The sequence below is a fragment of the Streptomyces sp. 2114.4 genome, assembly GCF_900187385.1.
Classification (GTDB): Bacteria; Actinomycetota; Actinomycetes; order Streptomycetales; family Streptomycetaceae; genus Streptomyces; species Streptomyces mooreae.
In genome coordinates this window covers 5436584-5457651 of record NZ_FYEY01000001.1, presented here as the reverse complement: position 1 = coordinate 5457651, position 21068 = coordinate 5436584, and the positions used below count along the sequence as shown (strand labels likewise).

Here is a 21068-nt window from a genome sequence, read left to right as displayed (position 1 = left end):
ACGGACGACAGGTGGCCGACGCGTCATCACCCCGACGGGGAAATGTGCCCCTTTGTTTCGGAAGCGCCGCCGGGTCCGGAGGCCTCCGCTCTGCTAGATTGGTCTATACCACATGGACATTCTCCAGAACGGCAGGCCAAGCGTGGAAGTTGTCATCGTTCCGGACGCCACGGCAGGCGGCGAGCTGATCGCGGGGGCCCTCGCCGCCCTGCTGCGCCGTAAGCCCGACGCGCTGCTCGGTGTGGCCACCGGCTCTACCCCGTTGCCCATTTACGAGGCGCTGGCGGCGCAGGTCCGGGCCGGCGCGGTGGACGCGTCCCGGGCGCGCATCTGCCAGCTCGACGAATATGTCGGCCTGCCGGCCGGGCACCCCGAGTCCTACCGTTCGGTGGTCCTGCGCGAAGTGGTCCGGCCGCTCGGCCTCGGCGAGGACTCGTTCATGGGGCCCGAGGGGTCGGCCGAGGACGTCCAGGCGGCCTGCGAGGCGTATGACCGTGCGCTGCGTGAGGCCGGCGGTGTCGACCTCCAGCTGCTCGGTATCGGCACGGACGGGCACATCGGCTTCAACGAGCCGTGCTCGTCGCTCGCTTCGCGCACCCGTATCAAGACGCTGACCCAGCAGACCCGGGCGGACAATGCCCGGTTCTTCGACAGCCTGGACGAGGTACCCCACCACGTCATCACCCAGGGCATCGGCACCATCCTGGAGGCCCGCCATCTGGTGCTGCTCGCCACCGGCGAGGGCAAGGCCGACGCCGTGGCACGTGCCGTCGAGGGACCGGTCGCCGCGCTGGTCCCGGCTTCGGCGCTGCAGCTCCACCCGCACGCCACGGTCGTCGTGGACGAGGCCGCGGCCGCCGAGCTGAAGCTCGCCGACTACTTCCGCGCCACCTACGCGGCGAAGCCGGAATGGCAGGGCCTGTAGAAGCCGGACCGGCGGGCGCGGGCAGGCTCACTCCCCGCTCGACGGCCCCCGGAGGCCGGTGAGGATTTCGGCGGCGGCGCGGCCGCAGACGCGGGCGGCGCCGTGGGTGGCGAGGTGCGGGGCGCCTCGGGGCGGGGCCTGGGGGACGCCCATTTCGACGACCGCGGTGTCGGGGCGGGCGTCGAGGAGGATGCGCAGCGCGTCGGCCATCCACGGGTGGCGGTGGACGTCGCGCACCACCGCGACGACGCGACGGTCCCCGGCCGCCGTGAGCAGACCGCCGATCAGCGCGGCGGGGCCGGCCGCGGCGGCGGACTCGGCGGTGCAGGTGGTGGTCTCGGTACCCGGGAGCAGCCGGGTCAGTTCGGCGGCAACGCCCCAGGGGGTGTCGTCCCCCACGGCGATATTGGCGAGCGGGGTGAAGGCGGCGACATACGCGGGCGCGGTCAGGGGCTCGTACGGGCCGTCGGCGGTGAGACGCAGGGCGCGCCGGGCCGCGGTGAGACCGATCCCGGGCGCGGGCGCTGTCCCCTCCCCCGCACTCGCGCTCCGGGTCCAGCGCGCCAGGGCCTGTACCCGTGCCGCGGCGTCGGCCAGCCGGCTCTCCGGCAGCTCGCCGTCGTGCACCGCCCGCACCAAGGCGTCACGCAACCGCAGCACGGTGTCCTCGTCCGCCAGTCCGCCGCCCACGCACAGGGCGTCGGCGCCGGCCGCGAGGGCCAGCACACTGCCGCGTTCGAGGCCGTAGGTGGCGGAGATGGCCTGCATCTCCATCCCGTCGGTGACGATCAGCCCGTCGAAGCCGAGGCCGCCCTCGGCGACGGGGGCGCGCAGCAGACCGTGCAGCGCGGCCGGGCTGAGGGTGGCGGGGCGGTCGGCGTCCAGGGCGGGCAGCAGGATGTGGGCGCTCATCACCGCCCGGGTGCCGGCGGCGATGGCGGCGCGGAACGGCACCAGTTCCCGCCCGCGGAGGGTGGCCAGATCGGCGGCGATGCGCGGCAGATCGTGGTGGGAGTCGACCGCGGTGTCGCCGTGGCCGGGGAAGTGCTTGGTGCAGGCGGCGACACCGGTGGACTGCAGGCCCTCGACGTAGGCGGCGGTGTGCCGGGCGACCAGGTGCGGATCGGCGCCGAAGGAGCGGACGCCGATGACCGGGTTGCCAGGGTTGGAGTTGACGTCGGCGGAGGGGGCCCAGTTGAGGTTGACACCGCAGTCGGCCAGCCGTCGGCCGAGTTCCCTGGCGACCTCGCGGGTCAGGGCGGTGTCGTCGACGGCGCCGAGCGCATGGTTGCCGGGGAAGGAGGAGCCGCCGCGCACCTCCAGCCGGGTGACATCGCCCCCTTCCTCGTCGATCGCGACGAGAAGGTCCTCCCGCTCGGCACGCAACCGGTCGGTCAGGGCGGCGAGTTGTGCGGGGTCGGCGACATTGCGGCCGAAGAGGCCGACCGAGGCCAGCCCCTCGCCGAGCCGGCGCAGCAGCCAGTCGGGGGCGGTGGTGCCGGTGAAGCCCGGCTGGAGGACGGCGAGCGCATGGCGGGTGAGGGTGTCGGTGGAGCGTACCGGGCGTGCAGAGCTCGCAAAAGAGGTCATGTGCGGCGTTATCCCTTCACTGCGCCGGAGGTGAGACCGCCGACCGCCTTGCGTTGCAGGAACAAGAAGAGGACCAGGATCGGGACGGCGAAGATCGAGGCCGCGGCCATCGTGGCACCCCAGTCGTCCCCGAACTGGCTCTGGAACCGCGAGAGCCACAGCGGCAGGGTGCCCATGGCCGGTTCCTTGTTGAGGACCAGCACGAGCGGGAATTCGTTCCATGCGGTGATGAAGCCGAAGAGCGAGGTGGCCATCAGGCCGGGTGCCAGCAGCGGGAAGACCACTTTGCCGAACGCCTGCCGGCGCGAGCAGCCGTCGACCATCGCGGACTCCTCCAGCTCCTTGGGCACCGCGGCGACATAGCCACGGAGCGTCAGCAGGGTGAAGGGCAGCACCATCAGCAGGTAGAAGCAGGTGAGCGGCAGCAGGCTGTTGAGCAGGTCCGCGTCCCGGACGATCATGTAGATGGAGATCACCATGACCTCCCAGGGCGCCATCTGGGCGATCATGAAGGTCAGCAGGATGCCCCGGCGGCCCCGGAAGCGCATCCGGGTGAGGGCGAACGCCCCGCAGAGCGCGATCACCAGCGACAGGCCGACGGCGAGTACGGTCACCACCACCGAGTTCCGGGCCAGCGCCCAGAAGTCGGGGGCGTTCACCGCTGTCGCGAAGTGCTCGGCGGTCCCGTGGAAGGGGAACCACACGGGGTCTTCGGTGATGATGTCGCGGGTCGGTTTGAAGGCCGTGCTGAACATCCAGTAGACGGGGAAGGCGAAGCCGAGGGCGAGCACGAGCGCCGTGGCGTTGGGCCAGAGGCGGCGGACCGCCAGGGAAGCGGTGTGCTTCACAGCGCGTTCTCCTCGTGTCGTTCCTGCCGGAGCGTCAAGCGCAGGTAGTGGGCGGTCACGGCCAGCAGCACCACGATCGTCAGCAGGGAGATCGCGGCGCCCATGCCGAAGTGGAGGTTGCCGACGCCCTCGGTGAAGGCGTAGATCGGCAACGTCTCGGTGAGCCGGTCGGGGCCGCCCTCGTTGATCGCGAAGATCTGCGGGAACGCCTTGAAGACCCAGATGATCTCCAGGAACGTCGTGGCCAGGAAGAAGGGCCTGAGGAAGGGGAAGGTGACGGAGGTGAAGACCTGCCAGGTGCCGGCGCCGTCCATCCGGGCCGCTTCGTAGAGCTCCCTGGGGATGGTCGTGGTCGCGGCGTAGAGGTTCAGGGCGACGAAGGGCAGCGACTGCCAGACGATCAGTACGGTGATCACGGAGAAGGTCGACAGCTGGGTGCCGACCCAGTCGTAGTGAGCCATGGCGTGCCAGCCGGCCTTGTCCAGCAGCCAGTTGACGACGCCGTAGCGGGAGTCGAAGAGCCACTGGAAGACGGTGGTGGCGGCGATCACCGGCATGGCCCAGGCCAGCACCAGCGCGAGGGACAGTGTCAGGCGCATCTTCTTGCCGAGCCGGGCCAGCAGCAGTCCGATCAGCACCCCGAGGACCATGATCAGGACGACATTGACCGCGGTGAAGACCAGGGTGCGCAGGGTGACCCGCCAGAACTGCTCGCTGCCCAGGATCTCTTGGTAGTTGCCGGTCCCGCGCCAGTCGGTGAGGTGCTGGATCAGCTCCTTCATATTGAGGTTCTGGAAGGAGAGCAGAAGGTTGCGCACCATGGGCCAGCCCAGGAAGACCGCGGTGGCGAGGAGGGCGGGCAGCAACAGGAGATACGGGGCGCGGCGGGCGGGAGGACGAGGGGCACGGCGGGCGGGCGGACGAGGGGTGCCGGTTCCCGTCCGCCGGCTGCCGGGGGAAGCGCCACGCCGTGCGGGCGGGGCGCTTCCCCCGCCGGTCTGCGGCACGGCGCTTCCCGCCGCGTTGTCGAGCTGCGCTGCCATGGGCCCCTGCTCCCCCTCGTCCGTGAAACCTCGGTGCACCTGCTGCCGCGCTTGCGCCCGCGGGGCCGCGAAAGGACGGCCCGCGGACCGCCGCCGGTTGCGGACCGCCACCGGTTACTGCCGGGCGAGCCGTGCGTTGATCTCGGATTCCACGTCCTTGGCGGCGGCGGCCGGGGACTTACCGCCGAGCACGGCCGTCATATAGCTCTTGATCGGGTTCGGCAGGTTCTCCACCGCGGCCCACTGGGGAATCAGCGGAGTGGTGCCGCCGGACTTCTCCGCGGCGGGCGCCGCGGCCGCCGCGGCCGGATTCTGCCGTGCGACGCCGGCCAGATCGGCGGACTTCGGGGTCCAGCCGGCTTCCTTTACCATCTGTCCGTCGTTCCGCTTCGACAGCGCGACCTTCAGGAATTCCTTGGCGAGTTCCTGATTCTTTCCCATTCCGGCGACGGCGAAGTTGGAGCCGCCGAGGAATACGCCTTCCGGCTTGGCCGCGGTCTCACCGGGGATGGTGAAGAAGCCGATGTCGTGCTTGATGGCCGGGTTGGCCTTGACGGCGACGGCGGCCTCGTAACCCATGGCGATGACGGCGCCGGTCTTCCCCTTGGCGAAGATCTCGCCCTGCTGCGGGGTGGCCTCGTCCTTGTTCTTGGGAGCGGTGCTGAAGGCCTGGTACTGCTTGTAGATGTCCATGGCCCGGGAGACCTTGGGGTCGCCGAGGTTGGAGACCCACTTGCCGCCTCGCTTCTTCACCAGCTCGGCGCCCGTGCCGAGGGTCAGGCCGTCGAGGAAGTACCAGTTCTGGCCGGGGAGATACAGCGGCTCGGCGCCGGTCTTCTCCTTGATGGTGGCAAAGGCCTGGAAGAGCTCCTTGCGCGTCTGGGGAGTGCCCTTGAGTCCGGCCTCGGCCCAGATTTTCTTGTTGTACATCACCACGCGGTTTCCGGCGAACCACGGCAGCGCGTACTGCTCTCCGTCCACCAGCGAGGCCTTGTTGAAGGCGTCGTTCCAGTCGGAGCCGATCTCCTTCTTCAGGTCGCCGAGATCGGCCAGGGCTCCGGCCTTGGCATAGGCGGCGGTCTGGGTGTTGCCGATTTCGACGACATCGGGCGGGGTGTCCTCGGAAAGAGCGGTGCTCAGCTTCTGCTGAATGCCGTTCCACTGCTGGACCTTGAACTCGACGGTGGCGCCGGTCTTCTTCTTGAACTGTTCGGAGACCTGTTCGGTCCACTGCGCCGGATTCGAACCGCTCATCACCCAAACGGTCAGCTTCTTCCCCTTGAAGCCCCCGGCACCCGCCGCGCCGCCGTCACCGGCCCCACAGGCGGCGACACTCCCCAGCATTCCCACGACCGCCGTCGCCGCTATGAGTCCACGCTTCATTGCGTTCTCCCCCCAAGACCGGGTGTGGTCTTTAATGGTTTAGACCAGCGCTCGCAGCTTGGCCTAGACCTTTTGGCGAGTCAAGGGTGTATAAGAGTCGCTGTCAGGTCCGTTACCGGAACGACACCTGACGAGCGGGGACCTGCACGGGAGCGCGGGAACCCACCCGTGCCACGATGTGAGCCGCTACGTACGGAGGAGCCGGTGACGGCAGCGCGACAGGAGTCGGAGAGGCGGGTCATGGAGACGGACGGGGGCAACGGTGCCGAGAGCGGGGGCGGCACGCGGACCGCGCGGGTACCCAAGTACTACCGCCTGAAGCGGCACTTGCTGGAGATCACCGAGACCCTGCCGCCCGGCACCCCGGTCCCGCCCGAGCGCACCCTCGCCGCGGAGTTCGACACCTCGCGCACGACGGTGCGCCAGGCCCTCCAGGAGCTGGTCGTCGAGGGGCGGCTGGAACGCATCCAGGGCAAGGGCACCTTTGTCGCCAAGCCCAAGGTGTCCCAGGCGCTGCAACTGACCTCCTATACGGAGGACATGCGGGCCCAGGGCCTGGAGCCCGCCTCCCAGCTGCTGGACATCGGCTATGTCACCGCCGATGACCGGCTCGCCGGCCTGCTGGACATCGCCACCGGCGGCCGGGTGCTGCGCATCGAGCGGCTGCGGCTGGCCAGCGGCGAGCCGATGGCCATCGAGATCACCCACCTGTCGGCGAAGCGCTTTCCGGCGCTGCGCCGCAACCTCGTCAAGTACACCTCCCTCTACACCGCGCTGGCCGAGGTGTACGACGTCCGCCTGGCGGAGGCCGAGGAGACCATCGAGACCTCGCTGGCCACACCGCGCGAGGCCGGCCTGCTGGGCACGGATGTCGGTCTGCCGATGCTGATGCTCTCCCGGCACTCGCTCGACGCCCAGGGGCAGCCGGTGGAGTGGGTGCGCTCGGTCTACCGGGGCGACCGCTACAAGTTCGTCGCCCGGCTGCGCCGCCCTACGGACTGAGCGCCGCGCGGGAGGGCCGCTCCATGGGCCGGGTCCATGGGTCGGCCCATGGGCCGGCCCTCCTGATGGTCGGGCCCGCCACCCCGAGCCCCGGGCGATACGGCACGCCCCTCGCCGCCCCGCCTCACCTCCGCTGCGCCTCTTCCGCTCCAACCGGGGCGAACCAGGCCATGCGCCACGCCACGGGGCCATCCGCAGGTGGATTCTCCATACCGATATGCGGACAGCTAGTGACGCGCGCCACGCCCCTGCCATAGATTTCCAGGCATTTCACAGGAGACAGCCACAGCCCAGGGACGGAGCCATGGCCATGACACAGTCAGCCGAATCGCCGGATCGCAGACAGGTGGTCACCCCCACGCGCGTGGTGGCCGGGGTCTGCCTGATCGCTCCGTTCGTGGCGATGCTGTGGGTGAGCTCGTACGCCAAAATCGAGCCGAAGCTCATCGGGATCCCGTTCTTCTACTGGTACCAGATGGCGTGGGTGCTGGTCTCGACGGCGCTCACCTCGATCGCGTACAAGCTCGTGCAGCGTGAGCAGCGCGCCCGCAAGGGCGGTGCGGCCCAGTGACTGTCACCACGACCGCGACGGGCACCTCCGAGGTGCTTGCCGCTTCCTCCGCCAAGGGCATCGACGGCGTGGCACTCGCCGTCTTCGTCTTCTTCTTCCTGGCCGTGACGGTCATGGGATTCCTGGCCGCCCGCTGGCGCAAGGCCGAGCAGTCCGCCAACCTCGACGAATGGGGGCTGGGCGGCCGCAGTTTCGGCACCTGGGTGACGTGGTTCCTGCTGGGCGGTGACCTCTACACCGCGTACACCTTCGTGGCCGTCCCGGCGGCGATCTACGCGGCGGGGGCGTCCGGCTTCTTCGCCGTCCCGTACACGATCCTGGTCTACCCGCTCATCTTCACCTTCCTCCCCCGCCTGTGGTCGGTCTCGCACAAGCACGGCTACGTCACCACCTCCGACTTCGTGCGCGGCCGCTTCGGCTCCAAGGGCCTGTCGCTGGCCGTGGCGCTCACCGGCATCCTCGCCACGATGCCGTACATCGCACTCCAACTCGTCGGCATCCAGGCCGTGCTGGACGTGATGGGCATCGGCGGCGGCGAGCACACCAACTGGTTCGTCAAGGACCTGCCGCTGCTGATCGCGTTCGCCGTGCTGGCCGCGTACACCTACTCCTCGGGGCTGCGGGCGCCCGCACTGATCGCCTTCGTCAAGGACGGGCTGATCTATCTCGTCATCGCTGTGGCGATCATCTACATCCCGATCAAGCTCGGTGGCTTCGACGCGATCTTCGACACGGCCGGCAAGGCGCTCGCCCAGCCAGGACCGGTCCCCGGCAAACCGCGCGGCGAGCTGGTCAGCGGCCCCAACGCCCAATGGGCGTATGCGACATTGGCCCTCGGCTCGGCCCTGGCGCTGTTCATGTACCCGCACTCGATCACCGCGACGCTGTCCTCGCGCAGCCGCAATGTGATCCGGCGCAACACCACCATCCTGCCGCTGTACTCCCTGATGCTGGGCCTGCTGGCGCTGCTCGGCTTCATGGCCGTCAAGGCCGGCACGGACATCCAGGGCAACCCGCAGCTGGCCATCCCGCAGCTCTTCGAGGACATGTTCCCGAGCTGGTTCACCGGCGTGGCGTTCGCCGCGATCGGCATCGGCGCGCTGGTGCCCGCGGCCATCATGTCCATCGCCGCGGCCAACCTGTTCACCCGCAACGTCTACAAGGACTTCCTCAAGCAGGACGCCACGCCCGAGCAGGAGCACAAGGTCGCCAAGCTGGTCTCACTGCTGGTGAAGGTGGGCGCGCTGGTCTTCGTCCTCACCATGGACAAGACCGTCGCGATCAACTTCCAGCTGCTGGGCGGGATCTGGATCCTGCAGACCATGCCGTCCCTGGTCGGCGGTCTGTTCACCCGCTGGTTCCACCGCTGGGCGCTGCTGACCGGCTGGGCGGCCGGCATGCTCTACGGCACGCTCGCGGCCTACGGCGTCGCCAGCCCGACCCAGAAGCACTTCGGCGGCTCCAGCACGGAGATCCCCGGCATCGGCGAGATCGGCTACATCGGCCTCACCGCCTTCGTCCTGAACGTCGTGGTCACGGTCGTCCTGACCTTCGCCCTGAAGGCCGCAGGCGCCCCCGACGGCATCGACGAGACCAGCCCCGCCGACTACACGGCGGACGCCGGTGACAAGGGCGTCACCGTCGAACTGCCGCCGGCGACGGCGGGGGCACCGGCCGGGCACTGAGCCACCGGCCGTCCGGTTTCCGGCAACGGGCCGTCGCGTTCCCTCCGGGGCGCGGCGGCCCGTTGCCGTTCGCCGTTCAGCCCACCCAGTCCTTCAGCTGCTCGGTTTCGAGGGTGATGCCGACGGGGTCGGGGAGGTGGAGCGACTTGCCGTATGGCACCGTGTGGACGATCTCGTACCGGGCGCCATTCGGCTCGCTGTAGACCGAAACCTCACAACTATCGCGATCGATCAACAGGTAGATCGGAATGCCGGTTTCCGCATACGCACGAGGCTTCTCCACCCGGTCACGCTGGTCGGTGTCCGAGTCGTGGGAGGTGACCTCGACGGCCATCAACACCGGATCGGGGTTTACCCATTCACCCTGTCCGCCGATGACGCCGCTGGGGGCGAGTGCCCCGTCCGGACGGGCACGGCCGCGCCGGTAGGGCTGCACCTTGATTCCCTGGTCCGGGTAGAGCCACAGCTCGGGGCGCGACTGGATGCAGATACGCGTCAGCCATTCGATGATCAGCGCGTGGTCCCCGTCCGGCATGGGCTTGCTCCTGACCTTCCCGTCGATGAGTTCCAACCGCGCGCCTTCTTCCAGGCGGGCGAGTATCCGGGCGGCCTCTTCGAAATGCTCGGTCTCCATGATGTGCGGACGGTCGGCGAGCGCGGTCATGAGGCCTTCTCCTTCTTCCACGGGACGGAACAGGAACGTGCCACCGACGATAGCCGAAGCCACTGACAGAGACCGCGCGATCACTCACGACACACTAGATATGGGGGTGCATCTGAGGAGCCACCACCACATGTATGCTCGTCCTCGCTGTCGCCGCAGGGGAATCCGGTGGGAATCCGGAACTGTCCCGCAACGGTGTGGGAGCGCGCTCGACCGGCCGGACACCGGCTTTGGCGTGCGCTCGTGTAGTCCGAGGACCTGCCGATGGTACGTCCGCACCGCCATGGGTGCGGGTGTCGATACGTCCGGGCCCCGAGGGTTGGGCCGGTGGACGCCGCGCGGTGTGCCCGCGCACCCCTGACGTCTTCGGGGTGCCGCATGCCCGCGTGCGCCCGTCGCGTCCCTCCCCTCCCGGCCCCCGCCGAGTGAGGGAGAGCATCACGTGACCATCGCGCCAACGGAGCCCGCGTCAGACGCCGAGGTCGTGCCGCCCGTGGTGGCCACGCCTGCCGGTCCTGCCGGCGACGGAACGGGTGAGGACGGTCCGGGCGTCGCCCTGCTGCGCACCCTGACCGAGCTGACCGAGGACCTGACCGCGACCGACCCCGGCAAGGTGGCCGCCGCCGCCCTGCGCGGCCGGCACCCCGGCGCGGGCGAGGCCGAACTGCGGGCGCTGGCCATCGATGCCGCGGCCGGACTGATCGGTGACGAGCCGCAGTACTCCAAGCTCGCCGCGCGTCTGCTCACCCTCGCCATCGCGCAGGAGGCGGCCGGACAGGGGGCGGTCGCCTTCTCCGCCTCCGTCGAGGTGGGCCACCGCGAAGGCCTGATCGCCGACGAGACCGCGGAGTTCGTCCGCCGCCACGCGGCCCGGCTGGACGCGCTGGTCGAGCGGGCGCTGGCCGACGGCGCCGATGACCGGTTCGGCTACTTCGGGCTGCGCACCCTGCACTCGCGCTACCTGCTGCGTCACCCCACCACCCGTCAGGTCATCGAGACCCCCCAGCACTTCCTGCTGCGGGTGGCCTGCGGCCTCGCGGAAGACCACACCGACCGCGCCCTGGACGACGTCGCCGAGCTCTACCGCCTCACCAGCTCGCTGTCGTACCTGCCCTCCTCGCCCACCCTGTTCAACTCCGGCACCCGCCACCCGCAGATGTCGTCCTGCTACCTGCTGGACTCACCGCTGGACGAGCTGGACTCGATCTACGACCGCTACCACCAGGTCGCGCGGCTCTCGAAGCACGCGGGCGGCATCGGCCTGTCGTACTCCCGCATCCGCGCCCGCGGTTCGCTGATCCGCGGCACCAACGGGTACTCCAACGGCATCGTGCCGTTCCTGCGCACCCTGGACGCCTCGGTCGCGGCCGTGAACCAGGGCGGCCGGCGCAAGGGCGCCGCCTGCGTCTACCTGGAGACCTGGCACGCGGACATCGAGGAGTTCCTGGAGCTGCGCGACAACACCGGTGAGGAGGCCCGCCGCACCCACAACCTGAACATCGCGCACTGGATCCCGGACGAGTTCATGCGCCGGGTGGAGGCGGACGCCGACTGGTCGCTGTTCTCGCCCTCGGACGCCCCCGAGCTGGTGGACCTGTGGGGCGACGAGTTCGACGCCGCCTACCGCAGGCTGGAGGCCGAGGGCCGGGCGCTCAAGCAGATCCCCGCCCGGGTGCTGTACTCCCGGATGATGCGCACCCTGGCGCAGACCGGCAACGGCTGGATGACGTTCAAGGACGCCGCCAACCGCACCGCCAACCAGACCGCCGAGCCCGGCCAGGTCGTGCACTCCTCCAACCTGTGCACCGAGATCCTGGAGGTGACCAACGACGGGGAGACCGCCGTCTGCAACCTCGGGTCGGTCAACCTCTCGGCGCACCTGGGTGACAACGGCGAGATGGACTGGGAGCGGCTGGACGCCACCGTCCGCACCGCCGTCACCTTCCTCGACCGTGTCGTGGACATCAACTTCTACCCGACCGAGCAGGCCGGGACCTCCAACTCCCGCTGGCGCCCGGTCGGTCTGGGCCTGATGGGCCTGCAGGACGTGTTCTTCCGGCTGCGGCTGCCCTTCGACTCGCCCGAGGCGCGGGAGCTGTCGACCCGGATCTCCGAGCGGATCATGCTCGCCGCGTACGAGGCCTCCGCCGACCTCGCCGAGCGGCACGGCCCGCACCCGGCCTGGTCCGCGACCCGCACCGCCCGCGGGGTGCTGCACCCCGACCACTACCCCAACGCCGAGCCGCGCTGGGCGGACCGCTGGGCGGCGCTGCGCACCCGGATCGCGGCCACCGGCATGCGCAACTCCCTGCTGCTGGCGATCGCGCCGACCGCGACCATCGCCTCCATCGCGGGCGTGTACGAGTGCATCGAGCCACAGGTCTCCAACCTCTTCAAGCGCGAGACGCTGTCCGGTGAGTTCCTGCAGGTCAACGCCTATCTGATCGAGGAGCTGAAGGCGCTGGGGCTGTGGGACGCGCGGACCCGGGACGCGCTGCGCGAGGCCAACGGCTCGGTGCAGGACGTCGCGTGGATCCCCGAGGAGGTCCGGGCGCTGTACCGCACCGCCTGGGAGATCCCGCAGCGCGCCCTGATCGACATGGCCGCGGCCCGTACGCCCTACCTCGACCAGAGCCAGTCGCTGAACCTCTTCATGGCGTCGCCGACCATCGGCAAGCTCAGCTCGATGTACGCCTACGCCTGGAAGCGCGGCATCAAGACGACGTACTACCTGCGGTCACGGCCGGCGACCCGGATCGCCCAGTCGGCACGCGGCACCTCGGCCGCCGCCCCCGCCCCCGTACCGCAGCAGGCCACCGACCCCGAGGCGGTCGCCTGCTCCCTGGAAAACCCCGAGTCCTGCGAGGCCTGCCAGTAATGCCCAACCCGTCGCCCGACCACCGCCCCTCATCGACGGCGCTGCGCGCCGAAAGCCCCATGGACCACACCACCGAAACCACCGCGGCCGCCGCACACACCGCCACCACCGGCGGGAAGAACCTCCTCGACCCGGGCTTCGAGCTGACGCTGCGCCCCATGCGGTATCCCGAGTTCTACGACCGCTACCGCGACGCGATCAAGAACACCTGGACCGTGGAGGAGGTCGACCTCCACTCCGACGTCGCCGACCTCGCCAAGCTCTCGGCGGGCGAGCAGCACATGATCGGCCGGCTGGTCGCGTTCTTCGCGACCGGTGACTCGATCGTCGCCAACAACCTGGTGCTGACGCTCTACAAGCACATCAACTCCCCCGAGGCGCGGCTGTACCTGAGCCGGCAGCTCTTCGAGGAGGCCGTGCACGTCCAGTTCTACTTGACGCTGCTGGACACCTACCTCCCCGACCCGGACGACCGCGCCGCCGCCTTCGCGGCCGTGGAGAACATCCCGTCCATCCGGGAGAAGGCCCAGTTCTGCTTCCGGTGGATGGACTCGGTCGAGAAGATCGACCGGCTGGAGGACAAGGCCGACCGGCGCCGCTTCCTGCTGAACCTGATCTGCTTCGCGGCCTGCATCGAGGGGCTGTTCTTCTACGGCGCCTTCGCGTACGTGTACTGGTTCCGATCGCGGGGCCTGCTGCATGGCCTGGCCACCGGCACCAACTGGGTCTTCCGCGACGAGTCCATGCACATGGAGTTCGCGTTCTCGGTCGTGGACACCGTCCGCGAGGAGGAGCCCGACCTCTTCGACGACGCGCTGGAGCAGCAGGTCACCGAGATGCTCAAGGAGGCCGTCGAGGCGGAGCTGCAGTTCGGCCGCGACCTGTGCGGTGAGGGTCTGCCGGGCATGAACACCGACTCGATGCGCGAATACCTCCAGTGCGTCGCCGACCAGCGGCTGCAGCGGCTCGGCTTCGCGCCGGTCTACGGTTCGGAGAACCCGTTCTCCTTCATGGAGCTGCAGAACGTCCAGGAGCTGACCAACTTCTTCGAGCGCCGGGCGTCCGCCTACCAGGTCGCCGTCGAGGGTTCGGTCTCCTTCGACGACGACTTCTAGAGGTTTTTGGAAGACGTACCGCGACGCCCCTTCGCCCCGCCCGCCCGCCTTTTGTGAGCGTTCTGTTACCTCGGCAACCGGAGCCGGGGCCGCCACATCTACCCGGGTATGAAGGGCACGAAGGGGCGTCGTCGGTTCATCGACTATCCGCGTCAGGGACGGGAAGGTCCGCGCCGTTGGCTGCCGTCATGGAGACAGTGGCTGAGCGCCGTCGCGCTCTGCGCGGGCGGCCTGGCGGGACTGTTCGCCGTGGTGTACGCGCAGGTCGGCATACCGAGTGAGAATGAGCTCGCCGGTCAGGAGGCCAGCGTCTATTACTGGGCGGACGGCAGCCAGATGGTGAGCGTCGGCGCCGTGAACCGGCAGAACGTCACCCTCGACAAGGTGCCCGACTCCGTCGAGAATTCCGTGATCTCGGCGGAGAACGCCACTTTCTACAGCGACTCCGGTGTTTCCGTCCAGGGCATCGGCCGCGCCGTGGTCAACATGGTCTCCGGCGAGGAGACCCAGGGCGGCTCCACCATCACCCAGCAGTATGTGAAGAACACCTATCTCTCGCAGGACCAGACCGTCACCCGCAAGGTGAAGGAACTCATCATCTCGCTGAAGGTGAGCAACCAGAAGTCCAAGCAGGAGATTCTGCGCGGTTATCTCAACACCAGCTGGTTCGGCCGTGGTTCGTACGGTATCCAGGCCGCCTCCCATGCGTATTACGGCATTGACGCCAAGGACCTGAATCCCAGTCAGGGTGCCATGCTGGCGGCCCTGCTGAAGGGTTCGGAGCAGTACGATCCGGGGCTGAGCGCGGCCAATCACCGGCGGGCGGTGGCCCGGTGGAAGTGGATACTCGACCGGCAGGTCGCCACCGGGAAGATGAGTCCAAAGGAGCGGGCGAAGTACCGCACTTTCCCGGAGCCCCGGGGGTTGTCGAAACCCAACAGCCAGGCCGGCCAGACCGGCTATCTCGTCGATGTCGCCAATAAGTTCATCAAGGCCGACACCGGCCTGACCGACAAGGAATTGGCGCGCGGCGGCTACCGCATTCACACCACCTTCGACAAACAGCGCACCCGCCGGCTGGAAAAGGCCGTGCAGGACGTCCGCCGGGACACCCTCGATCCCAAAAAGCGCGCGGCCGACAATTATGTGGAGTTCGGTGCGGCCTCCGTACGCCCCAGGGACGGGGCGCTCGTCGCCCTCTACGGCGGCGCGGACGCCACCCGGCATTTCAGCAACAACGCGGACACCACCGCGGTCCCGGCCGGCTCCGCCTTCAAGCCGTTCGTGCTGGCGACCGCGCTCCAGCGGCCGGACGGCGCAGCGCCGGACACCGCGGAAGCGGCGGCGGCCCGGCGAAAGGCCGGGTTCGGGAATCTGAGCGAGGCCCTGCTGAAGGCCCAGAATCCCCCGTTCGTCCAGGCCGGGCAGCAGCTCGGGCTGGAACGGATCCGGGATCTCGCGGTGGACGCGGGCCTGCGCGAGGAGAGCATGGCCCGCCTGGAGCAGACCTTCCCGCTGGGCACCTCGGCGCCCAGCGCGATACGGATGGCGAGCGCCTACACCACCTTCGCCAACGACGGGCTGCACACCGACCCCTACGCGGTGACCTCGATGACCCACAACGGCAAGAAGGTGCCCGGCGTGCACCGCCGCGAGCCCGTACAGGTCCTCGACGCCGGGGTCGCCCAGCAGGTGTCCACCGCTCTGGAGGGAGTCGGCCGGCGCACCGTGGGGAAGTCGGACGCGGCGTGGCAGCAGGCGGTCGCGGCCGGCCGCACGGAGCCGGGCGACCGGATGAAGTCCGCGTGGTTCATCGGCAGCCCCACGGGCACCGGCCCGGACCTCGGATCCGTTCCCGGCACGGGACCGGAGGAGGGGGGCGGTGTCCGCCCCGACCCGGCGTCCGCCGCCGATGACGGAGACGAACCGACCACCGCCGTCACCATGTTCCGCAACAAGCCGGGCGCGCCCGACCTGCTGCCGATGCAGGGCGTCGGCGGTTCCGGCACCGGGCTGGGGACGACCATCCCGCCGAAGGTCTGGAGCGCCTACCAGCAGGGTTCGTGAGCGGTTCCCGTCTCCCGGGCGCCCGGCCGCCGGCCGGGTGCCCGACAGGCCCGCGCGTCAGTCGTTGGCGACGACGGGGTAGCGCGGCTCCAGCTCGGCCATCTGCTTCAGGGCGTCCTTGCGGTCCCGCTTGCTGAGGCGGTCGATGTAGAGGTAGCCGTTGAGGTGATCGGTCTCGTGCTGCAGGCAGCGCGCGAAGTAGCCGGTGCCCTCGATGGCGACCGGCTCGCCCTTGGCGTCCTGACCGCGGACCACGGCGTAGTCGGGGCGGGCCAGCGAGGCGTAGGCGCCGGGCACGGACAGGCAGCCCTCGTTGGAGTCGTCCAGGATCCGGCGCTCGGCGGGCAGCTCGTCCAGGACCGGGTTGCAGATCGCGCCGACGTGCCGGACGCCCTGGTCGTCGGGGCAGTCGTAGACGAAGACCTTCAGGTCCACACCGATCTGGTTCGCGGCCAGGCCCACGCCCTCGGCGGTGCGCTGGCTGGCGAACATGTCGTCGATGAGCTGGGCGAGCCGGTCGTCGAACTCCGTGACGTCCTTGCACTCCTTGTGGAGCACGGGGTTGCCGACGACCGTGATCGGCCGCGAGGTGCCGCGCTCGCGGTGGGCGGTCTCCCGCTCCTCCGCGTCCGTGACGTCATCGATGAATGCCTCGTCCACGCGCTGGTCACCGTCTTGATCAAAAACAGGCTGCTGGGCCATGTCCGCCGTACGCCTTCCTGAAAACCCTGAGTAGTCGCCCTACAGCCTACGGGGGCGGGCCCCGGCGCTCAGCAGACCTCTTCCAGATCCCGCCACTCGCGGGTGTCCGGGCTGTCCGCGACCCAGCCGTCCAGCAGACCGCGCACCAGGGCGGACGGCGCCGCGATACCGCACTCGCGCTCCGGCACCCACAGCGAGCCCGAGCCCGCCGTGCGGTGGCCCAGCGGCCCGGGGTGGCCCGGTTCGCTGTGGTCGTGCGGGTCCAGATGCTCACCGTCGCCCTCGTCGCTGGGCATCCGGCTCTCCGAGCACGTACGGCACAGCAGCCGGACCGACGACGACCAGTCCTCGGCGGCGAATCCCGCATCGGCCGCCAGCCGCTCCAGGGCGTCCCGGTCGGCCTCCGTGGCGGCCTCCAGGAGGACCACCCAGGTGGGGACCGGAGAGGGCGCCCACAGCTCGATCTCGTCGAAGACCGGATAGGCCCGGGTGTCACCGTCGGCGCCCGAGGCAATGGTCCGCTCGCCGTGCGGGACGCCGTCGTGCAGCACCACCTCGCCCCAGCGCCGCCCGGAGGACGGCAGCGGGATGGAGAGCACCTCGATACGGGCCGGGTCCAGCCGGCGGCCCCAGACCACCTCGGCCTCGCCCTCCGGGGAGAGGCGGACGGCGGCGCTGCCCAGGGCCATACCGAGCGGTTCGCCGGACGGCGAGCCCTCACCGGGGACCTTGAGGCCGTAGGCCTGCCAGGCCCGGCGGGCCAGAGGCCAGTCCTGCAGGGCGGTGGCGGCGATGCCGACGTTCCACCAGTCGGGCGCGCCGGCCTCGCGGTCCAGCAGCGCGACCGCGCGCAGACCGGCGGCCCTGGCCTGGTCCCAGTCGTGCCGGAACTTGTGCAGCAGGGCGAGGTTGAACCAGGACTCCGACAGCCACGGCTCCATGTCGGCGGCGCGGGTCAGCAGCGCCCCTGCGTCCTCGTAACGGCCGTCGCCGATCAGCGTGAAAGCGCGGTCGGTCGCCTGCCGCCACGAGGCGGAGGGCCGATGCCGTACCTTGCCGAAGATCCTCACGATTCCCGCCTGCTGGTTGCTCTTGGTGCCACTGCGGTGGGGTGCCGAGCGGCGTCCGGGGCTGTCTGAGGGGCCCACTCGACAACCTGCCACAGATTGCCGTCGGGCTCAGCCTGGTTTGCTGGTCCCCCTGCGGCTCCTTGCCCTTCGCCGACCCCCTGAACCCCCTGAAAGGGGCTTCCTTCGCATCCAACCATGCCCATCTCGGAGGGCGCTCATTACCCATGGGTTCCGTGACATCCGGCGCTCTGTGACAGCGGGGCGCCGGCGATACGGGGGCGGGAGCGGGGAGACGGGCTCCCCGGGGCGGCTGTTGACCGGCCGGGGACCGTTTCCCGCCTTACCGGGGCATACAGATCCGGGGCGGGGTGGCGTACGCCGGACGACCGGCACCGCCCGTCCCGCGCCCCGGAGGAGTCGGCCATCTCACACCGACCGCTCACGCCGGGCTCTCACACCGCCGTCGCGCACCGCCCGCGCGCCCCGTCGCCCCGCACCGCCGGCTCACACCGCCCGGCCGCCGCCCGCCAGGACCCTGGCCAGCGCCTCGACGACCCGGGGCTCGTGGTCCTGCGCGGTGGCCAGCCGCAGCCGCTCCAGGGCGCGCAGCGAGCCGCCCGGCCCCGCCGACTCCCCCGACAGGTCGTCGTAGGCGTTGACCGTGCGGACGATACGCGCCGTGACCGGCTGGTCCCGGTACGGATCGGCCTGCCGCTCGACGATCACCGCGACCTCCACGGGAACCCCGGTCTGCCGGACCACGGCGCCGCCCAGCAGGGCGATCCGGCGCTGCTGGGCGGGCGGCAGCGGCGCGGTAGCGCCGTCCGGCACCGGATCGAGGAGCGAGAGCTGGCCGATGTCATGCATCAGCGCGGCGTATTCGAGCACGTCCAGGTCCGGTTCGTTCAGACCGAGTTCACGGCCCACGGCGCGGCTGAGCGCGGCCACCCGGCGGGCGTGGCCGTGCGGGGTGTAGCCGGCGATCTCGGTGGAGCGGGCCAGCGAGGCGATGGTCTGGCGGTAGGTGGTGCGCACGGCCGCGAACCGGCGGAAGGCGAACTGGGTCAGCAGCAGCGGCAGGCAGAAGACCGGCAGCGCCCAGAGCCCGACGACCGCGGTGGCCAGCGAGATCACCACTCCGGTGGCACAGATCGCCGAGCCGATGCCGGGCAGCGCCCGCAACTCGTCGCGCAGCAGCGGCCCGTACGGCCAGCCGGTGCGGGCGCGGGCCAGCGCGGCCGCCAGCACCGCGTCGCACAGCGCGGTCAGCGCCATCAGGCCGGTCAGGAACAGCGGATAGACCGGGCCGGAGGCCACCCAGCTGCTCAGGGTCCCGGTGTTGTAGAGGGGCTGGAAGCAGGTGGCGGCGAAGGCGATGGTCAGTATCCGGCGGGCGAGGTGGTCGAGGGCCGGTTCCCGGCCGCGGGCGACCTGCGGGACGAGTCCGACCAGACCGGCCGCCAGGACCACGGCCACGGTCTGCGGTACGCCATGGCTCGTCGGCCGTCCGCCGGCCTCGCCGAGCAGCGCGTACGCGAGGGCGCCGGCCGCGCCGAGCGCGGCGCCCTCCCGCTCTCCCGGCCCCCGCCCCCCGGCCACCGGTGCCGCTCCCCGGCCCACCAGCTCGCCCACCGCTATCAGCAGCCCGAAGGCCAGCGCGATCCCGGGCTCGGCCAGGCCCTCCCAGAGCGTTCGGCCGAGCGACCAGCACGCCAGCGCACCGGCCGGGGCGTAGACGGCGGCGATCACGGCGCCGCCCCGTGCGGCAGGCGCCCGGGGGCGGGTGGCACGGCCGTCCGCCGCCCGGCTCACGGGCGGCCGGGGCGGCCGTGTCGGCCGTGTCTGCCGTGTCTGCCGGTTCTGCCGGGTTTGCTCCGGTGCGCCGCTCATCGCGTGCCCTTCCGGCCGGCCTCTTCGGGGCGCGGCCCGGACCGCCGGACCGGGCGCCGCCCACCGGCGTCCGGCTCCCCGGCCCCCTGCACCGCGTCCGCACCCGGCGCCGCACCGGATCCCGGCGCCGCACCGGCCCCCTCGGCCGCGCCGGCCCCCTCCGTCGCACCGGCCCCGTGCGGTGTGACGGCTTCCGGTTGCGGGCCGACGGCTCCCGGCCCCTCCCGCACCGCACCGGGCTCCGCGTCCGCCGCCGTCACCAGGTCCGGGTGCCAGCCGTACCGGTCGAGCGATGCCGTCAGCGCCCGGACCATCCGCGGGTCGAACTGCGCCCCGGCGCACTTGCGCAGCTCCGCCACGGCCGCCGGCACCGGACGGGCCCGGCGGTAGGAGCGGGTCGAGGTCATCGCGTCGAAGGCGTCCGCGACCGCCACCACCCGGGCACATTCCGGGATCTGATGCCCCATCAGCCCGTAGGGGTAGCCGCGCCCGTCCAGCCGCTCGTGGTGGTGCAGGATCGCCGCCCGCGCCTCCCCCAGGAAGCCGATACCGCGCACGATCTCGTCTCCGTACTCGGGATGCAGCTCGATGACCCGGCGCTCCTGCGGCGTCAGCGGCCCGTCCTTGCGCAACAGCCGGGTGGGGACGCCGAGTTTGCCGACGTCGTGCAGGATGCCGGCGAACCGCAGCACCTCCACCCGGTCCTCCGTCATCCCCAGCTCCCGGGCGATCATCACCGAGGCGCGCCCGACCCGCTCGCTGTGCCCGCGGGTGTAGCGGTCCTTGATGTCCACGGCCTGGACGAGGGCGCGGATGGTGGCCTGGTGGGCGGTGCGTTCCCGGTGGTATTGGGCGAAGACCCAGCAGGACAGGCACATCGGCAGCAGCACCAGCAGTGCCGCCGTCGGCCCGTACGAGCTGCGCCACAGGACCGCCATCATCAGCCCGGCCAGGCCGTGCACCAGATGCGGCCCCAGCGAACGGGGCAGCGCCCCGCGCCAGGCGGTGCGCAGGGGGTGTCGCTCGGCGGCGACCAGCACGCCACCGTCGAGCGCCACGAGCACCGCGCAGAAGGTGGTGGCGGCGGCCGCGGCCGGCAGCAGCAGAACGGGGAACTGCGGTGCGGTCAGCGGGTGGTGGCCGAGGGCCCGGAAGACCAGGGCGGCAGCGCAGCAGGCCAGTGCCGCCTCGGCGGCGTGCCAGAGCCTGCGGGCGCCGGCCGAACGCTCCTTCGCCGGACCGGTCAGCGCTCCGGGGACCGCGGCCAGTGCGGCCAGGGGCGGCGGCAGCAGAAAGACGCCGGCGAGCAGGACGGGGCTGGCCCAGCCGGCGACCAGGGCCCCGGGCGCCCCCGCAAAACCCGCGCCGTACGGTATCCGGCCGCCCGCCAACGGGCAGCGGTGGAGCTGTTCGCAGAGTGTGTACAGGGCGGCCAGGGCCAGCGTGCTGCTCCAGGGGGCGCCGGCGCCGAGCCGTGACGCCGGAGCCGCACACAGCGCCGCGGCCAGCACGGCGCAGCCGATATACCCCCGCGCGGCCGCCGGAAGTCCCCGCATCGCGCCCTCCTCACCGTGCCCACCGCTTCCCCGCGCTTCGGGGAGCGCAGGGACCCCTCGCCCTGCCTCCGCAGTGCGT

The 21068-nt window shown here is 70.8% G+C and carries 16 protein-coding genes and 1 riboswitch; of the genes, 7 read left to right on the top strand and 9 right to left on the bottom strand.

Going from position 1 to position 21068, the window contains the following annotated elements; genetic code table 11:
- Nucleotides 1-142 precede the first annotated feature (142 nt).
- A complete protein-coding gene (gene nagB / locus CFW40_RS24155) occupies nt 143-925 on the top strand; it encodes a glucosamine-6-phosphate deaminase (protein WP_088802339.1) in 783 nt (260 codons plus the stop codon).
- Nucleotides 926-952: 27 nt separating this feature from the next.
- Here nagB and CFW40_RS24150 read toward each other — a convergent pair whose 3' ends face one another.
- From CFW40_RS24150 to CFW40_RS24135, 4 genes are all read right to left on the bottom strand, one after another.
- On the bottom strand, nt 953-2515 hold the full coding sequence (locus CFW40_RS24150; RefSeq protein WP_088799888.1) for a glycoside hydrolase family 3 protein: 1563 nt from the start codon (nt 2513-2515) through the stop codon (nt 953-955).
- A gap of 8 nt (nt 2516-2523) precedes the next feature.
- Nucleotides 2524-3363 (bottom strand): carbohydrate ABC transporter permease, encoded by an 840-nt coding sequence (locus CFW40_RS24145; protein WP_088799886.1) that lies wholly within the window; start codon nt 3361-3363, stop codon nt 2524-2526.
- On the bottom strand, nt 3360-4406 hold the full coding sequence (locus CFW40_RS24140; protein WP_088799885.1) for a carbohydrate ABC transporter permease: 1047 nt from the start codon (nt 4404-4406) through the stop codon (nt 3360-3362). The genes CFW40_RS24145 and CFW40_RS24140 overlap by 4 nt, the downstream gene beginning before the upstream one ends.
- A 114-nt stretch (nt 4407-4520) precedes the next feature.
- Nucleotides 4521-5789 (bottom strand): extracellular solute-binding protein, encoded by a 1269-nt coding sequence (locus CFW40_RS24135; protein WP_088799883.1) that lies wholly within the window; start codon nt 5787-5789, stop codon nt 4521-4523.
- 240 nt (nt 5790-6029) lie between these two features.
- Between CFW40_RS24135 and CFW40_RS24130 the strand changes: the two genes are divergently transcribed.
- From CFW40_RS24130 to mctP, 3 genes are all read left to right on the top strand, one after another.
- On the top strand, nt 6030-6791 hold the full coding sequence (locus CFW40_RS24130; RefSeq protein ID WP_088799881.1) for a GntR family transcriptional regulator: 762 nt from the start codon (nt 6030-6032) through the stop codon (nt 6789-6791).
- Between the two features lie 310 nt (nt 6792-7101).
- The gene (locus CFW40_RS24125) at nt 7102-7362 is read left to right on the top strand and encodes a DUF3311 domain-containing protein (RefSeq protein ID WP_088802338.1); all 261 of its coding nucleotides are present in this window, start codon (nt 7102-7104) and stop codon (nt 7360-7362) included.
- Nucleotides 7363-7421: 59 nt separating this feature from the next.
- Nucleotides 7422-9047 (top strand): monocarboxylate uptake permease MctP, encoded by a 1626-nt coding sequence (gene mctP, locus CFW40_RS24120; RefSeq protein WP_088802337.1) that lies wholly within the window; start codon nt 7422-7424, stop codon nt 9045-9047.
- A 76-nt stretch (nt 9048-9123) separates the two neighbouring features.
- Here mctP and CFW40_RS24115 read toward each other — a convergent pair whose 3' ends face one another.
- Nucleotides 9124-9711: a Uma2 family endonuclease gene (locus CFW40_RS24115; RefSeq protein WP_088799879.1), complete on the bottom strand. Its 588-nt coding sequence runs from the start codon at nt 9709-9711 to the stop codon at nt 9124-9126.
- A gap of 159 nt (nt 9712-9870) precedes the next feature.
- Nucleotides 9871-9937, top strand: a riboswitch (cobalamin riboswitch).
- 216 nt (nt 9938-10153) lie between these two features.
- On the opposite strand from CFW40_RS24115, the gene CFW40_RS24110 reads away from it, so the two are divergent.
- The 3 genes from CFW40_RS24110 to CFW40_RS24100 all read left to right on the top strand — a co-directional run bounded on the left by CFW40_RS24110 (nt 10154) and on the right by CFW40_RS24100 (nt 15771).
- Nucleotides 10154-12589 (top strand): ribonucleoside-diphosphate reductase subunit alpha, encoded by a 2436-nt coding sequence (locus CFW40_RS24110; protein ID WP_371127264.1) that lies wholly within the window; start codon nt 10154-10156, stop codon nt 12587-12589.
- A gap of 59 nt (nt 12590-12648) precedes the next feature.
- The gene (locus CFW40_RS24105; RefSeq protein ID WP_088802335.1) at nt 12649-13704 is read left to right on the top strand and encodes a ribonucleotide-diphosphate reductase subunit beta; all 1056 of its coding nucleotides are present in this window, start codon (nt 12649-12651) and stop codon (nt 13702-13704) included.
- 108 nt (nt 13705-13812) lie between these two features.
- Nucleotides 13813-15771, top strand: coding sequence for a transglycosylase domain-containing protein (locus tag CFW40_RS24100; protein WP_088799877.1), 1959 nt, complete (start codon nt 13813-13815; stop codon nt 15769-15771).
- 57 nt (nt 15772-15828) lie between these two features.
- On the opposite strand, the gene def is transcribed toward CFW40_RS24100, so the two are convergent.
- From def to CFW40_RS24080, 4 genes are all read right to left on the bottom strand, one after another.
- A complete protein-coding gene (def, locus tag CFW40_RS24095; RefSeq protein WP_088799875.1) occupies nt 15829-16473 on the bottom strand; it encodes a peptide deformylase in 645 nt (214 codons plus the stop codon).
- 68 nt (nt 16474-16541) lie between these two features.
- The gene (locus CFW40_RS24090) at nt 16542-17543 is read right to left on the bottom strand and encodes a hypothetical protein (RefSeq protein WP_088799873.1); all 1002 of its coding nucleotides are present in this window, start codon (nt 17541-17543) and stop codon (nt 16542-16544) included.
- 504 nt (nt 17544-18047) lie between these two features.
- Nucleotides 18048-19433 (bottom strand): HD-GYP domain-containing protein, encoded by a 1386-nt coding sequence (locus tag CFW40_RS24085; RefSeq protein WP_371127265.1) that lies wholly within the window; start codon nt 19431-19433, stop codon nt 18048-18050.
- Nucleotides 19430-20989 (bottom strand): HD-GYP domain-containing protein, encoded by a 1560-nt coding sequence (locus tag CFW40_RS24080; protein ID WP_088799872.1) that lies wholly within the window; start codon nt 20987-20989, stop codon nt 19430-19432. The genes CFW40_RS24085 and CFW40_RS24080 overlap by 4 nt, the downstream gene beginning before the upstream one ends.
- Between the last annotated feature and the right edge of the window lie 79 nt (nt 20990-21068).